Raw genomic sequence first — 16,082 nt, forward strand, 5'->3', positions numbered from 1 at the left:
TCACGTGTTTGTGGCATTGGGCCGTCTGTCGCCGCTACTACCAAGATCGCGCCGTCCATCTGAGCAGCACCAGTGATCATGTTTTTAACGTAGTCAGCGTGTCCAGGACAGTCAACGTGCGCGTAGTGGCGAGTTGGCGTGTCATACTCAACGTGTGAAGTTGAGATGGTGATACCACGCTCTTTCTCTTCTGGCGCGTTATCGATGGCTGCGAAGTCTTTCGCCGCACCACCATAAACTTTTGCTAATACTGTAGTAATAGCAGCAGTCAAAGTAGTTTTACCGTGGTCAACGTGACCGATTGTGCCGACGTTTACGTGCGGCTTCGAACGTTCAAATTTTTCTTTAGACATGATAGTTCCTCAAACTTAAGTTAAAAGCCCGGTCTCGTAAAAAACCGGACCAGACCTTACTTATTTAGCGTTACGCTCAGCCATCACTTTTTCAGCGATGTTGTTAGGCGCTTCAGCATACTTCAAGAATTCCATTGAGTACGATGCACGACCTTGCGTTTGTGAACGCAAGTCAGTCGCGTAACCGAACATTTCAGACAATGGAACTTGAGCGTTAACTGCTTTCAAGCCACCTGGTGCCTCTTCCATACCTTCGATAAGACCACGACGGCGGTTAAGGTCACCAACGACATCACCCATAGACTCTTCTGGAGTGATAACTTCAACTTTCATCATTGGCTCAAGCAATACGGGTTGCGCTTGCAATGCACCTTTTTTGAAAGCCATGCTACCGGCGATTTTAAACGCCATCTCTGATGAGTCAACATCGTGGTAAGAACCGTCGTACAAGGTTGCTTTAACACCCAATACTGGGTAGCCAGCAAGCACACCTTGTTCCATCTGTTCTTTAATACCACGGTCTACCGCAGGAATGTATTCCTTAGGTACCACACCACCAACGATTTCGTTTACGAATTGGTAAGTGATGTCATCACCGTTTTCATCTTCTTCAATCGCCATCGGCTCAAGCTTAAGCCATACGTGACCGAATTGACCACGACCACCTGATTGACGAACGAATTTGCCTTCAACTTCAACCGCGTTACGGATTGCTTCACGGTACGCAACCTGAGGCTGACCAACGTTACATTCAACTTTGAATTCACGCTTCATACGGTCAACGATGATATCAAGGTGAAGCTCGCCCATACCAGAGATGATAGTTTGACCAGACTCTTCATCCGTCTTAACGCGGAATGATGGATCTTCAGCGGCCAACTTACCAAGGGCAATACCCATTTTCTCTTGGTCGGCTTTAGTTTTCGGTTCTACTGCAACAGAGATAACCGGCTCTGGGAATTCCATACGCTCAAGAATAATCTTGTTGTTTGGATCACACAGCGTGTCACCGGTCGTCACGTCTTTAAGACCAATCAATGCTGCGATGTCGCCCGCGCGCACTTCTTTGATCTCTTCACGGCTGTTTGAGTGCATTTGAACCATACGGCCCACGCGCTCTTTCTTGTTCTTAACTGGGTTAACAACGCCGTCACCCTGGTTAAGCACGCCCGAGTATACACGAACGAATGTCAATGTACCCACGAACGGGTCAGTCGCGATTTTAAACGCAAGTGCTGAGAACGGTTCATCGTCAGAAGACTTACGAACACCTTCAGACTCGTCATCAAGAATACCTGTAATAGGCTTAACTTCAGTCGGTGACGGAAGATACTCGATAACCGCGTCAAGCACTGCTTGAACACCTTTATTTTTGAACGCTGAACCAGCTGCAACCAAGCAGATTTCGTTCGCCAAAGTACGCGCACGAAGACCTTGTTTGATTTCTGCTTCAGTCAACTCACCTTCTTCAAGGTATTTGTTCATCAACTCTTCATTAGCTTCAGCCGCAGCTTCAACCAAGTTGTTGTGATGTTCTTCACACTCGTCAACCATGTCAGCAGGGATATCTTCATATGTGAATGAAGTACCCATGTCTTCATCGTTCCAGTTGATGAACTTCATTTTGATCAAATCAACCACGCCGCGGAAGTTATCTTCTGCGCCTACAGGCAGTTGCATTGGCACTGCTTCTGCATTCAAGCGGGTTTTCATTTGATGAACAACTGACAAGAAGTCCGCGCCTGCACGGTCCATCTTGTTTACGAATACCATGCGTGGTACTTCGTACTTGTTCGCCTGACGCCATACGGTTTCAGTCTGAGGCTGAACACCTGATGACGCACACAATACAACAACCGCACCGTCAAGAACACGTAGTGAACGCTCTACCTCAATGGTAAAGTCAACGTGTCCTGGGGTGTCGATGATGTTGACACGGTGCTCAGGGAACTGCTTGTCCATACCTTGCCAGAAACATGTCGTTGCGGCAGAGGTGATGGTGATACCACGCTCCTGCTCCTGTTCCATCCAGTCCATGGTAGCTGCACCATCGTGCACCTCACCAATCTTGTGAGACAGGCCAGTGTAGAACAACACACGTTCAGTGGTGGTTGTTTTACCAGCGTCTACGTGAGCGCAGATACCGATATTACGATAGCGCTCAATGGAAGTTTTACGAGCCACAATAAACTCCTTAGTCGGTTAACTGTGAAATTACCAGCGATAGTGAGCAAACGCTTTGTTTGCTTCAGCCATGCGGTGAACGTCTTCACGTTTCTTCACAGCAGACCCTTTGTTTTCAGATGCGTCTAGCATTTCTGCTGCCAAACGCTGCGACATTGATTTTTCACCACGGGTGCGCGCTGCATCAACTAACCAGCGCATTGCCAGTGCATTACGACGCACAGGACGAACTTCGACTGGAACCTGATAGGTAGAACCACCTACGCGACGAGATTTAACCTCGACGGTTGGGCGAACGTTATCAAGCGCATTTTCGAAGATGTCTAAGTGTTCTTTACCAGATTTCTCAGCAAGAATGTCTAGTGCACCGTAGATAATCTTTTCAGCGACTGCTTTTTTGCCGTCTACCATGACGACATTAATAAATTTGGCCAACAACTCTGATCCGAACTTAGGATCTGGAAGGATTTTACGTTGACCTATGACGCGTCTTCTTGGCATCTCAATATTCTCCGATTAATTCAGGGTATTACCCAAAACGTACAAACAGTTTGGCCTTACTAACGGAGAACCGTTAAGATTTAGGCCGCTTCGCGCCGTATTTAGAACGGCCTTGTTTACGATCGTTTACACCTGAACAGTCAAGTGCGCCACGAACGGTGTGATAACGAACACCTGGCAAGTCTTTTACACGACCGCCACGGATCAATACGACCGAGTGCTCTTGCAAGTTGTGGCCTTCACCACCGATGTACGAAGATACTTCGTAACCGTTAGTAAGACGCACACGACACACTTTACGCATCGCCGAGTTCGGCTTCTTTGGGGTTGTTGTGTAAACACGGGTACAAACACCGCGTTTTTGAGGGCACGCTTCAAGAGCCGGAACGTTGCTTTTCACAACGGGCTTTTGACGGCCTTTACGCACCAGCTGGTTAACTGTTGCCATTAAATACTCCTAGTTTTGTTGATGTCGCTTACACCAGTGAAAAATCACTTGGTTTCTGACCAGTAAATGGACCAGATCCCGAAATTCGGGAGCGGGAATTTTAATGGTCATATTTTCACCTGTCAAGGCTATATAAGAAAGCCGGCACTCAATGAGTACCGGCTTAATCACTGAATTGGGGTTTAATCGAGCAAATTACTCAGATGTCGACCCACCATCGCCGCCTGCATTCAGCGCGTCGGCTAATTGCTGCTCAGCTTCTTCAGCTGTCATCTTAGGTGCTGCATCTTCGACCTCAAGCTCTGCTTGACGACGCTCCATGCGCTCCTTGTGGTACGAGTAACCTGTACCAGCAGGGATTAAGCGACCTACGATAACGTTTTCTTTCAAGCCGCGTAAGGTATCTTTGCGTCCCGCAACAGCGGCTTCGGTCAGCACGCGTGTTGTTTCTTGGAACGATGCCGCTGAAATAAATGATTCAGTCGACAGTGACGCTTTAGTAATACCCAGCAACTGACGCTCAAAGCTAGCTGGCTGTTTGCCTTCAGCTTCTGCTTTCGCGTTGGCTGCCAACACTTCGGCCATCTCTACCATTTCGCCTTCAAGCAAGTTGGTATCGTTAGCACGCAAGATAAGCGCTTTACGCAACATTTGACGAACGATAGTCTCGATATGCTTATCGTTAATCTTAACACCTTGTAGACGGTAGACTTCTTGTACTTCGTTGACGATGTAGTTAGCCACTGCGCTAACGCCACGTAGACGCAAGATGTCATGCGGTGCTTCTGGACCATCGGCGATTACCTCACCTTTTTGCACCTGTTCACCTTCAAACACGTTCAGCTGACGCCATTTTGGAATCATCTCTTCGTGCTGATCAGTACCGTCGTTTGGCGTGATAATCAGGCGACGTTTTCCTTTAGTTTCTTTACCAAAGGATACGGTACCTGTTTTCTCTGCCAAAATTGCAGGCTCTTTCGGGCGACGTGCTTCGAACAAGTCGGCAACGCGTGGAAGACCACCCGTGATGTCGCGCGTTTTCGAACCTTCTTGCGGGATACGAGCAACCGTATCACCCACTTTAACTTCAGCGTTATCTTCAAGGTTAATGATCGCGTTACCCGGCAAGAAGTACTGCGCAGGAATGTCTGTACCCGCGATGTTTACATCATTGCCTTGGCCGTCGACCAATTTAACCATTGGACGCATGTCTTTACCGGCGCTCGTACGCTGACCTGTTTCTAGTACAACGATACTTGATAAACCGGTGAGCTCGTCGGTTTGACGGGTCATGGTAACACCATCAATCAGGTCAACGAACTTCAAGCGACCTTCTACCTCGGTGATGATTGGGTGCGTATGCGGGTCCCAGTTTGCAACGGTTTCGCCGCCGTCTACACTGTCGCCTTCGCCTTTCTTCAACACCGCACCATAAGGTACTTTGTAACGCTCGCGCTCACGACCAAACTCGTCGATAAGCGTTAATTCAGTTGAACGTGAAGTAATCACCGGTTGATTGTCGCTGTTAACAACCCATTTCGCGTTGTGTAGCTTCAAGGTACCTGGATTCTTCACCTGAATGTTGTTTTCTGCTGTCGCACGTGATGCCGCACCACCGATGTGGAAGGTACGCATCGTCAACTGTGTACCAGGTTCACCGATTGACTGCGCAGCGATTACACCCACAGCCTCACCTTGGTTAACCATGTGGCCACGCGCCAAGTCACGACCATAACAGTGTGCACAGACACCGAAGTCAGTATCACACGTAATAACAGAGCGAACTTTAACTTCGTCGATTGAGTTCTCTTCGAGAACGTCACAGTTCTTTTCGTCGAGCAGCGTGTTACGTGGTAATAGCACGTCTTTATCGCTGCCTGGTTGCATGACGTCTTCACATAAAACACGACCTAATACACGCTCGCGCAGTGGTTCTACAACATCACCACCTTCGATCAACGGCTTCATGTACAAGCCATCGTGTGTACCACAGTCTTCTTCCATGATAACCACGTCTTGTGAAACGTCGACCAAACGACGTGTCAGATAACCTGAGTTCGCTGTCTTCAATGCCGTATCGGCCAAACCTTTACGTGCACCGTGAGTCGAGATGAAGTACTGAAGTACGTTCAAACCTTCACGGAAGTTCGCAACGATGGGTGTTTCGATGATTGAGCCATCCGGCTTAGCCATCAAACCACGCATACCGGCCAACTGACGAATCTGTGCGGGGCTACCACGAGCGCCTGAGTCCGCCATCATAAAGATCGAGTTGAATGACGCTTGTTCTTCGTCCTCACCCTCTTTGTTCTTGACGACTTCTTTCGACAGGTTTTCCATCATCGCCTTCGAGACTTTCTCGTTAGCGGTTGACCAGATATCGATAACTTTGTTGTATTTTTCGCCAGCGGTTACCAAACCAGATTCGAACTGTTCTTGAATCTCAGCCACTTCTTCTTCCGCTGCGGCAACGATTTCTTTCTTCGCTTCTGGAATCACCATGTCGTTAATACCGACAGACGCACCAGAAATCATCGCGTAATGGAAACCGGTATACATCACTTGGTCAGCAAAGATAACTGTCTCTTTCAAACCGATATCACGATAGGCTTGGTTAAGCATACGTGCAATTGGCTTTTTACCCATTGCTTGGTCGATCAGTTCGAATGGCAGACCTTCAGGCATAATCAACGACAAGATTGCACGACCTACAGTGGTGTCACGCAACATCAAACGCTTCTCGCGAGTGCCGTCTTCATGAATAATCGTATCTGCAATGCGTACCTTGATACGTGTATGCAACTCTACTGAACCCGTGCGATAGGCCTTCTCAACCTCTTTAGGGTTTTTGAACGCCATACCTTCGCCTTTACCGTTGATCTTCTCTTTGGTCATGTAATAAAGACCTAAGACAACGTCTTGCGATGGTACGATGATCGGGTCACCGCTCGCTGGCGATAATACGTTATTCGTTGACATCATCAACGCACGCGCTTCGAGCTGCGCTTCAAGCGTTAATGGTAAATGAACCGCCATTTGGTCACCGTCAAAGTCAGCGTTATAAGCCGCACACACCAATGGATGCAACTGAATCGCTTTACCTTCGATAAGGACCGGTTCAAAGGCTTGGATACCCAAGCGGTGAAGTGTTGGCGCACGGTTCAATAATACCGGGTGCTCTTTGATCACTTCATCCAGGATATCCCAAACTTCTGCGGTTTCACGCTCGACCATCTTCTTAGCTGCTTTGATGGTGGTCGCTAAACCACGACGCTCAAGCTTGCCGTAGATAAATGGTTTGAATAGTTCGAGTGCCATCTTCTTAGGTAGACCACACTGATGCAAACGCAACTTAGGACCTACGGTGATAACCGAACGACCTGAGTAGTCAACACGTTTACCCAACAGGTTCTGACGGAAACGACCTTGCTTACCTTTAATCATATCGGCAAGTGATTTCAACGGACGTTTGTTAGAACCGGTGATCGCACGACCGCGACGACCATTGTCTAACAGCGCATCAACGGCTTCCTGCAACATACGTTTTTCGTTGCGTACGATGATGTCTGGTGCGGCTAAATCAAGTAGACGCTTAAGACGGTTGTTACGGTTGATGACACGACGATATAGATCGTTCAAGTCTGATGTCGCGAAGCGGCCGCCATCAAGTGGTACCAATGGACGCAAGTCAGGTGGCAACACTGGCAATACGCGCAAGATCATCCATTCAGGTTTGTTTCCTGACATTTGGAATGATTCAAGCAACTTCAGGCGTTTACTAATTTTTTTACGTTTAGTTTCAGAGTTTGTCTCTGGTAACTCTTCACGCAATTGCTGGATGTCACCATCGATATCGATAGTGCGCAGCAAATCAAGTACACCTTCCGCACCCATTTTCGCATCGAACTCATCTCCGTGCTCTTCAAGTGCGTCGAGGTATTCTTCTTCCGTCAAGATTTGATAACGCTCTAACGTCGTCAAACCTGGTTCTGTTACGACATATGATTCGAAATACAACACGCGTTCGATATCACGCAATGTCATATCAAGCATCAAACCAATACGTGATGGTAGTGATTTCAAAAACCAAATGTGCGCCACTGGGCTCGCCAGTTCAATATGGCCCATACGTTCACGACGAACTTTGGTCAAAGTAACTTCTACGCCACACTTCTCACAGATAACACCACGGTGCTTCAGGCGCTTATACTTGCCGCAAAGACACTCGTAATCCTTAACTGGACCAAAGATACGCGCACAGAAAAGACCATCACGCTCAGGTTTGAACGTACGATAGTTAATGGTTTCCGGCTTTTTAACTTCACCATATGACCAACTACGGATCATGTCTGGTGATGCTAACGCAATACGAATTCCATCAAATTCTTCTGATTGGTTAGCCGGTTTTAAAAACTTAAGCAAGTCTTTCACGATTTATCTCCTGTCGGAGTTCAACCACGGGGAGTGCAAGCACTCCCCAAATTCAATAACAAAAAGCTCGATTAGCCTTCTTCCAACTCGATATTAATACCGAGTGAACGGATTTCCTTCAGCAATACGTTGAAGGATTCAGGCATACCCGCTTCCATCTGCAAGTTGTTATCCACGATGTTCTTGTACATCTTCGTACGACCGTTTACGTCGTCCGACTTAACGGTCAACATTTCTTGCAAGGTGTAAGCTGCGCCGTAAGCTTCGAGGGCCCATACTTCCATCTCACCGAAGCGCTGACCACCGAACTGAGCTTTACCACCCAGCGGCTGTTGCGTAACCAAGCTATAAGAACCGGTTGAACGTGCGTGCATCTTATCGTCGACCAAGTGGTTCAGTTTCAGCATGTACATATAACCAACAGTTACATCACGCTCAAAACGTTCACCTGTGCGACCATCAATCAACGGAATCTGACCTGATTCAGGGATATCCGCTAATTTAAGAAGCGCTTTAATCTCTTCTTCAATTGCACCGTCAAATGCCGGGGTTGCTGTCGGTAGACCTGCACGCAAGTTGCCTGCTAGACGAAGTACTTCGTCATCACTGAACTCGGTTAAGTCTACTTTCTGGCGACCTTCACCCAAGTCATAGACTTGCTGGATAAAGTCACGTAACTCGGCCATTGCACGTTGTGCTTTCAACATCTTGTCGATCTTGGTACCGATACCACGAGCTGCCATACCTAAATGAGTCTCAAGGATCTGACCAATGTTCATCCGCGATGGTACACCCAACGGGTTTAGTACGATATCGACCGGATTACCCTCTTCATCGTGAGGCATATCTTCGTTCGGGATGATAGTCGAGATAACACCTTTGTTACCGTGACGACCGGCTAATTTGTCACCCGGTTGAATGCGACGACGTACAGCGAGGTAGACCTTAACAATCTTAAGGACACCCGGTGCTAAGTCATCACCTTGGGTGATTTTACGGCGCTTCATCTCAAACTTCTGATCGAAATCTTCACGCGTCTGTTGGTATTGCTCGGCGATCTGCTCAAGTTGTTCCTGAGCACTCTCGTCTGCCAAACCTTGAGTTAACCAGTTTGAACGATCCATGCTTGCCAGCTTAGCTTCGTCAAAACCGTTGTTTAACAAGAGGCTACGCGCACGTCCATAGATACCGTCTTCGAGAATCTTGAACTCTTCGGTTAAGTCTTTCTTAACCTTAGCCAACTGCATCTCTTCGATAGCTACCGCACGTTTATCTTTTTCGACACCATCACGGGTGAATACTTGAACATCGATAACCGTACCGTTGACACCGTTTGGTACACGCAATGAGCTGTCTTTAACATCAGACGCCTTCTCACCGAAGATTGCACGCAGTAGTTTCTCTTCTGGCGTTAATTGGGTTTCGCCTTTAGGTGTTACTTTACCTACGAGGATGTCGCCGCCTTTAACTTCGGCACCCACGTATACCACACCCGCTTCGTCCAATTTACCCAACGCTGACTCGCCCACGTTCGGAATATCGCCAGTAATTTCTTCGGCACCCAGTTTGGTATCACGCGCTACACAGTTCAGTTCTTGAATGTGAATTGTGGTTAGACGGTCTTCTTGAGCGACACGCTCAGAAAGAAGAATCGAATCCTCGAAGTTATAACCGTTCCATGGCATAAACGCCACGCGAAGGTTTTGACCTAAGGCGAGTTCACCTAAGTCAGTCGAAGGACCGTCTGCTAACACATCACCGCGCATTACCGGTTCGCCAAGACGTACCGTTGGCTTTTGGTTAATACATGTGTTTTGGTTTGAACGCTTGTACTTGGTCAAGTTGTAAATGTCGATACCTGCTTCACCTGGCACCATTTCTTCTTCATTTACCTTAACAACAATACGTGCTGCATCGACGTAATCTACAACACCGCCGCGCTTGGCAACGATAGTTACGCCCGAGTCAACAGCGATAGTGCGCTCGATACCTGTACCTACTAACGGCTTATCAGCGCGTAACGTTGGTACGGCTTGACGTTGCATGTTCGAGCCCATCAAGGCACGGTTAGCATCGTCGTGTTCTAAGAACGGAATCATACTCGCCGCAATCGATACGATCTGTTGCGGTGCAACATCCATGAACTGCACTTGTTCACGGTTCATCAAGGTGAATTCGTTTTTATGACGGCACGGTACGAGATCGTCAACGAGCTCACCCTGGTCGTTCAATGCAACGTTTGCCTGAGCGATTACGTAGTTACCTTCTTCGATTGCAGAAAGGTATTCAACGTCATCAGTCACAACACCATTTTCGATGCGACGGTAAGGCGTTTCGAGGAAACCATACTCGTTGGTACGCGCAAAGGTCGACAACGAGTTGATCAAACCGATGTTTGGACCTTCAGGTGTTTCGATTGGGCATAGGCGACCGTAGTGCGTTGGATGTACGTCACGTACTTCAAAGCCCGCACGCTCACGTGTCAAACCACCTGGACCCAATGCAGAGATACGGCGTTTATGCGTAACTTCTGACAATGGGTTGTTTTGGTCCATAAACTGTGACAACTGGCTTGAACCAAAGAATTCCTTAACCGCGGCGCTGATAGGCTTCGCGTTAATCAAGTCTTGTGGCATTGTGCTGTCGAGATCACCAAGAGATAGACGCTCTTTTACAGCACGCTCAACGCGCACCAAACCGACGCGGAATTGGTTTTCTGCCATTTCGCCAACCGAGCGAATACGGCGGTTACCCAAGTGGTCAATATCGTCCACCTCATCAAGACCATTACGGATCTCGATAAGTTTCTTCATCACTTGAATGATGTCGTCATTTGTCAGCGTATTGGTACCGGACAAATCATCACGACCTAAGCGACGATTAAACTTCATACGGCCCACAGTAGACAGGTCGTAACGCTCTTCGCTAAAGAACAGGTTATCGAACAAGGTTTCTGCAGCTTCGCGTGTTGGTGGCTCGCCAGGACGCATCATGCGGTAGATCTCAACGAGCGCTTCTAAGCGGTTCGTTGTCGAATCAACTCGCAAGGTCTCGCTCATGTAAGGACCGTGGTCAAGATCGTTAACGAACAATGTCTCGATCTTTTTAACGCCCGCTTCACTTAGCTTAGCGATTAGTTCAAGTGTGAGCTCGTCGTTCGCATTCGCAACAACCTCGCCGGTTTCCTTGCTGACATAATCTTTAGCAAGCACTTTACCGACCATGTATTCTGCGGGTACTTCAAGCTCTTTCATTTCCGACTTTTCTAACTGACGGATATGACGAGCTGTTACGCGACGGCCTTTTTCAACAACAACTTCGCCGTTGTTATCTTTAATATCGAACTTAGCAGTTTCACCACGTAGACGTTCTGGAACCAATTGCATTTTTACTTTGGTTTTCAGAATTTCGAAGTACGTCGTCTCGAAGAACATCTCAAGGATTTCTTCAGTGGTGTACTCTAAAGCGCGCAAAATGATCGACGCTGGTAATTTACGGCGACGGTCAATACGCACGAACACGTTGTCTTTAGGATCGAACTCAAAATCGAGCCAAGAACCACGATAAGGAATGACACGCGCGTTATACAGGACCTTACCTGACGAGTGTGATTTACCTTTGTCATGGTCAAAGAACACGCCTGGCGAACGGTGCAACTGAGAAACAATTACACGCTCGGTACCATTGATGACAAAAGTACCGTTTTCTGTCATCAATGGGATCTCGCCCATATAGACTTCTTGCTCTTTGATGTCCTTGACTGTGCCAGCAGCCGCTTCTTTATCAAACAACACTAAGCGAAGTTTAACGCGCAGCGGTGCAGAATAAGTGATGCCACGGATTTGACATTCTTCAACATCGAAAGCCGGCTCACCTAAATGGTAACTGACGTACTGCAGTTCCGCATTACCGGAATAGCTGGCAATCGGAAAGACCGAACGGAAAGCCGCTTCCAGACCATTATTAGCCTCTGGATCGACTTCAATAAATTTTTTGAATGAATCAAGCTGCATTGACAGCAAGTAAGGCACTTCTAAAACCTGAGGTCTTTTACCAAAGTCCTTACGAATACGTTTTTTCTCTGAGTAGGAGTACGCCATGGGGTTCCTCAGCTAGCTGATTGATGACCCTAACCAACGAGTGGTTCGATGGTTAAAAACAGATAACAAAAATCTGTCGTTCCCGTTTACTTTATTCACGCGACTGCAACGAAATACGGGCAAAAATCGTACAAGCGTTAAAGCGCGAAAAGGCTGGTGGTTATTTAACCACCAGCCTATGGCCGTTAGGCCAGATTTCGTGCAACAGTTGAATTACTTAACTTCAACTTCCGCACCAGCTTCTTCAAGCTGCTTCTTCAACTCTTCAGCGTCGTCTTTGCTGATGCCTTCTTTAACAGCAACAGGTGCAGACTCAACCATAGCTTTAGCTTCTTTCAAGCCAAGGCCAGTTGCGCCGCGAACAGCTTTGATAGCTGCAACTTTGTTGCTACCAGCGCCTTTCAAGATAACGTCGAATTCAGTTTGCTCTTCAGCTGCTGCTTCGCCGCCAGCCGCTGGGCCAGCTGCTACTGCTACTGCTGCAGATGCGTCAACGCCGAATTTTTCTTCAGCTGCTTCGATCAACTCTACCAATTCCATTACTGGCATTTCAGCGATCGCGTTTAAGATGTCTTCTTTAGTCAGAGCCATTACTCTAAACTCCTGGGTTGATAATTACAAAAAACGGTTTAAAAACCAACGATTTATTTAGCGTCTTTAATTGCTGCCAACGTACGCACGAACTTAGCAGGTACTTCGTTAACAGTCTTAACGAATTTGCTAACCGGTGCTTTGAAGGTGGCGAGCAATTTAGCCAATGCTTCATCACGAGTCGGAAGTGAAGCAACTGCGTCCAATTTTTCAGGACCCATGATGCCGTTACCGATAGATAGAGCCGTTACCTGAAGGTTCTTGTTCTCTTTAGAGAAATCTTTGAACAAACGAGCTGATGCGCCCGGTGCGTCCAAAGAGAATCCGTAAACAAGAGGTCCTTTAAGCGCTTCGCTCATATCCTCAAACTGCGTGCCCTCAAAGGCGCGTTTTGCAAGTGTGTTACGTACTACTTTAAGAAACACACCTTGCTCACGTGCTTTTTTGCGCAACGCGGTCATATCGGCTACTTCGATGCCTCGATATTCAGCAACGGTGACGGCTAGCGCACTTGAAGCGACGTCGTTAACTTCTTTAACGATTGCTTTCTTTCCGGCTAAACCAATTGCCACTGATATCACCTCGTTTTCTTTTGGGGCCTAAGCCCCTCGTTACAATTAGGCGAGTCTAAACTCACCACGTTGTCACGGTGATTCTCTACCCAGAGAGCCTGAGTCGGATATCACCATCTGCGTAGGACATTAAGTGCCGCAAAATTCCTGCGGTACACCTACGGTCTTGGATGGGAGCTATGCTTCATGCCTTTTGAGCAATCCACCGCAGCTCCAACCCACAAACCTTTATTAACCAGCGCTGACAGTACCCTGGTCAATCGCAACACCAGCACCCATCGTAGTGGAAAGGCTGATGCGCTTGATATATACGCCTTTAGCAGAAGAAGGCTTCGCTTTCTTCAACGCGGCTAACAGCGACTCTAAGTTTTCTTTTAACTTGTCGTTGTCAAAATCTACACGACCGATAGTCGCGTGGATGATGCCGTTTTTGTCGTTACGATAGCGAACCTGACCTGCTTTAGCATTCTTAACTGCTGTTGCAACGTCTGGCGTCACAGTGCCTGTTTTAGGGTTAGGCATCAGACCACGTGGGCCCAAGATTTGGCCTAATTGTCCGACAACGCGCATTGCATCAGGAGAAGCAACAACCACGTCGAAGTTCATTTCACCCTTCTTAACTTGCTCAGCTAAGTCTTCCATACCAACGATGTCGGCACCGGCTTCTTTCGCTTTATCAGCATTAGCACCTGAAGTGAAAACAGCAACACGGACGTCACGACCTGTACCATTTGGCAATACAGTTGCGCCACGAACGTTTTGGTCCGATTTACGTGCATCAATGCCTAGGTTAACAGATACGTCAACACTTTCAGTAAATTTAGCGGTCGCTAATTCTTTTAATAGCGTGATCGCTTCGTTTACGTCGTAATCGCGGGCTTCTACTTTCTCGCGAATCATGCGAGCGCGCTTAGTTAATTTAGCCATGTCTTAGCCCTCCACGTTCAAGCCCATCGCACGAGCAGAGCCGGCGATAGTGCGTACAGCTGCGTCTAAGTCAGCAGCAGTTAAGTCTGGTTCTTTAGTTTTCGCGATTTCTTCTAACTGCTCGCGAGTTACCGTACCCACTTTTTCAGTGTTAGGACGGCCAGAACCACTCTTGATGCCAGCTGCTTTCTTAAGCAAGAAAGATGCTGGTGGAGTTTTCGTGATGAACGTGAAAGAACGGTCTTCAAACACAGTGATTTCAACTGGAACAGGCGCGCCTTTCTCCAAGTTGTCAGTCTGTGCGTTGAACGCCTTACAGAATTCCATGATGTTCACACCATGCTGACCCAATGCAGGACCAACCGGTGGTGACGGGTTAGCTGAACCAGCAGCTACCTGTAATTTGATAATGGCTGATACTTTTTTCGCCATGATGTTTACCTCTGTTGTGGGTTTAACGCCTCGTAACGTTGCAGAGTCACGTTACTCAATCGGCTCCCCGTTAAAAAAGGACGCGAATTATAAGACAATTCGCGTACTCGATCAATCAATATTGCTGATTTTTTGATCAGGATTTTTCGATCTGGCTGAACTCAAGCTCAACAGGCGTTGCACGACCAAAGATCGATACGGATACAGTCAAGCGGCTTTTCTCGTAGTCCACTTCTTCGACCGTACCGTTAAAGTCGGCAAAGGGTCCGTCGTTGACGCGTACCACTTCGCCTGGCTCGAATAACGTCTTCGGCTTAGGCTTATCTTGTGAGTCTTGGAGTCGATCAAGGATGGCATCCGCTTCTTTCTTAGAAATCGGCGTAGGGCGATCGCTGCTACCACCAATGAAGCCTAACACGCGCGGAACACTCTTAATTAAGTGCCAGGTCTCGTCGTCCATAACCATCTCAACGAGCACGTAGCCTGGGAAGAATTTACGTTCGCTTTTACGACGTTTACCGCCGCGCATTTCGACAACTTCTTCTTTAGGCACCAAGATTTCGCCGAACTTATCTTCCATGCCATGCATTTTGACATGTTCTTTAAGTGATTCAGCAACGCGAGCCTCAAAACCGGAAAATGCTTGTACAACGTACCAACGTTTGTTATCGCTCATGCGTTAAATCTCCAAACCGGTGATGAAGCTAACTAGTCTAACAAGAATTCCATCTAGACCCCAAAGAACCAAAGCAACGATTACAGTCGCTACAACTACGATCAGCGTAGTTTGCGTGGCTTCCTGACGCGATGGCCAAACCACCTTGCGTACTTCCGTGCGGCTTTCTTTGGCGAATGATAAAAATCGTTTACCTTTAGCGGTCGCTGCGGCAGTAAAGCCAGCGAGGCCAACCAGTACTACCACGGCAACTGCGCGATACAGTACGGATACTTCTTCAGTGTAGTAGTGGTTACCGATCACTGCTGCTGCGAGTAACAGAACTGTGACAATCCATTTTACACTATCGAATGAACTGCTTTGCGTATCTTTGTTTGCGCTCATTATTAATTCCCAATTTGCGATTGGCCATTTCGCTCTTACGAAACTATTGAATTCGTTTGGCAGGGGTGGAGGGATTCGAACCCCCAACCGTCGGTTTTGGAGACCGCTGTTCTACCAATTGGAACTACACCCCTTTACTTCCTGGCGAGACGGACTCGATACAGGATTGGACGCGGTATTATACCTAAGACAGCGCTAGGCGCAAGCTCAGCGTTGTCGGTTTATATTTTATTGGCAACAAAAAACCCGGCCGAAGCCGGGTTTTTGTTTAACGTGTTAACGTTTAATTAGTCGATGATCTTAGATACAACGCCTGCACCTACTGTACGACCACCTTCACGGATTGCGAAACGCAAGCCTTCGTCCATTGCGATTGGAGCAATTAGCTCTACAACGAACTTCAAGTTGTCGCCTGGCATGACCATTTCTACGCCTTCTGGCAATTCTACTGCGCCCGTTACGTCAGTTGTACGGAAGTAGAAC

12 protein-coding genes, 1 tRNA gene and 1 pseudogene are annotated in these 16,082 nt (G+C 47.7%); all 14 read right to left on the bottom strand.

Translation table 11 applies throughout. The annotated features are described in order from the left end of the window. A partial coding sequence (locus tag BFR57_RS12330) for a GTP-binding protein (protein WP_171903970.1) occupies positions 1-353 on the bottom strand: 353 nt, incomplete at its 3' end. A gap of 60 nt (positions 354-413) precedes the next feature. After that, complete coding sequence (gene fusA / locus BFR57_RS12335) at positions 414-2,537, bottom strand: elongation factor G (RefSeq protein WP_071464289.1); 2,124 nt, start codon at positions 2,535-2,537, stop codon at positions 414-416. 30 nt (positions 2,538-2,567) lie between these two features. Beyond that, entirely contained in the window at positions 2,568-3,038 is a 471-nt protein-coding gene (gene rpsG / locus BFR57_RS12340) for a 30S ribosomal protein S7 (RefSeq protein ID WP_071464290.1), read from the bottom strand. A 73-nt stretch (positions 3,039-3,111) separates the two neighbouring features. Further along, positions 3,112-3,486, bottom strand: a complete 375-nt coding sequence (rpsL, locus tag BFR57_RS12345) for a 30S ribosomal protein S12 (protein ID WP_006956845.1) — start codon at positions 3,484-3,486, stop codon at positions 3,112-3,114. A 195-nt stretch (positions 3,487-3,681) separates the two neighbouring features. Beyond that, positions 3,682-7,917, bottom strand: coding sequence for a DNA-directed RNA polymerase subunit beta' (gene rpoC / locus BFR57_RS12350; RefSeq protein WP_071464291.1), 4,236 nt, complete (start codon positions 7,915-7,917; stop codon positions 3,682-3,684). A gap of 71 nt (positions 7,918-7,988) precedes the next feature. Next, positions 7,989-12,017, bottom strand: coding sequence for a DNA-directed RNA polymerase subunit beta (gene rpoB / locus BFR57_RS12355; RefSeq protein WP_071464292.1), 4,029 nt, complete (start codon positions 12,015-12,017; stop codon positions 7,989-7,991). Between the two features lie 213 nt (positions 12,018-12,230). Beyond that, positions 12,231-12,608, bottom strand: a complete 378-nt coding sequence (gene rplL / locus BFR57_RS12360) for a 50S ribosomal protein L7/L12 (RefSeq protein WP_006956848.1) — start codon at positions 12,606-12,608, stop codon at positions 12,231-12,233. Positions 12,609-12,661: 53 nt separating this feature from the next. Then, positions 12,662-13,180, bottom strand: coding sequence for a 50S ribosomal protein L10 (rplJ, locus tag BFR57_RS12365; protein WP_071464293.1), 519 nt, complete (start codon positions 13,178-13,180; stop codon positions 12,662-12,664). A gap of 231 nt (positions 13,181-13,411) precedes the next feature. Continuing rightward, positions 13,412-14,107: a 50S ribosomal protein L1 gene (gene rplA, locus BFR57_RS12370; RefSeq protein WP_006956850.1), complete on the bottom strand. Its 696-nt coding sequence runs from the start codon at positions 14,105-14,107 to the stop codon at positions 13,412-13,414. Positions 14,108-14,110: 3 nt separating this feature from the next. Further along, on the bottom strand, positions 14,111-14,539 hold the full coding sequence (gene rplK, locus BFR57_RS12375) for a 50S ribosomal protein L11 (RefSeq protein ID WP_006956851.1): 429 nt from the start codon (positions 14,537-14,539) through the stop codon (positions 14,111-14,113). Positions 14,540-14,675: 136 nt separating this feature from the next. Then, positions 14,676-15,215 (bottom strand): transcription termination/antitermination protein NusG, encoded by a 540-nt coding sequence (gene nusG / locus BFR57_RS12380; RefSeq protein ID WP_071464294.1) that lies wholly within the window; start codon positions 15,213-15,215, stop codon positions 14,676-14,678. A gap of 3 nt (positions 15,216-15,218) precedes the next feature. After that, positions 15,219-15,599: a preprotein translocase subunit SecE gene (gene secE, locus BFR57_RS12385; protein ID WP_071464295.1), complete on the bottom strand. Its 381-nt coding sequence runs from the start codon at positions 15,597-15,599 to the stop codon at positions 15,219-15,221. Between the two features lie 57 nt (positions 15,600-15,656). Further along, a tRNA-Trp gene (locus BFR57_RS12390) sits at positions 15,657-15,733 on the bottom strand. A 153-nt stretch (positions 15,734-15,886) separates the two neighbouring features. Then, positions 15,887-16,082 (bottom strand): annotated as a pseudogene (gene tuf / locus BFR57_RS12785) (elongation factor Tu); the annotation flags it as partial.

This window comes from Idiomarina sp. MD25a (assembly GCF_001870515.1).
In the GTDB taxonomy this organism is placed as follows: Bacteria; Pseudomonadota; Gammaproteobacteria; order Enterobacterales; family Alteromonadaceae; genus Idiomarina.

What these genes read in the sequence shown, in the direction of transcription:
- rpsG (WP_071464290.1), bottom strand. Translation starts at nt 3,038, where the DNA reads ATGCCAAGAAGACGCGTCATAGGTCAACGTAAAATCCTTCCAGATCCT.
- rpsL (WP_006956845.1), bottom strand. Translation starts at nt 3,486, where the DNA reads ATGGCAACAGTTAACCAGCTGGTGCGTAAAGGCCGTCAAAAGCCCGTT.
- rpoB (WP_071464292.1), bottom strand. Translation starts at nt 12,017, where the DNA reads ATGGCGTACTCCTACTCAGAGAAAAAACGTATTCGTAAGGACTTTGGT.
- rplL (WP_006956848.1), bottom strand. Translation starts at nt 12,608, where the DNA reads ATGGCTCTGACTAAAGAAGACATCTTAAACGCGATCGCTGAAATGCCA.
- rplA (WP_006956850.1), bottom strand. Translation starts at nt 14,107, where the DNA reads ATGGCTAAATTAACTAAGCGCGCTCGCATGATTCGCGAGAAAGTAGAA.
- rplK (WP_006956851.1), bottom strand. Translation starts at nt 14,539, where the DNA reads ATGGCGAAAAAAGTATCAGCCATTATCAAATTACAGGTAGCTGCTGGT.
- nusG (WP_071464294.1), bottom strand. Translation starts at nt 15,215, where the DNA reads ATGAGCGATAACAAACGTTGGTACGTTGTACAAGCATTTTCCGGTTTT.
- secE (WP_071464295.1), bottom strand. Translation starts at nt 15,599, where the DNA reads ATGAGCGCAAACAAAGATACGCAAAGCAGTTCATTCGATAGTGTAAAA.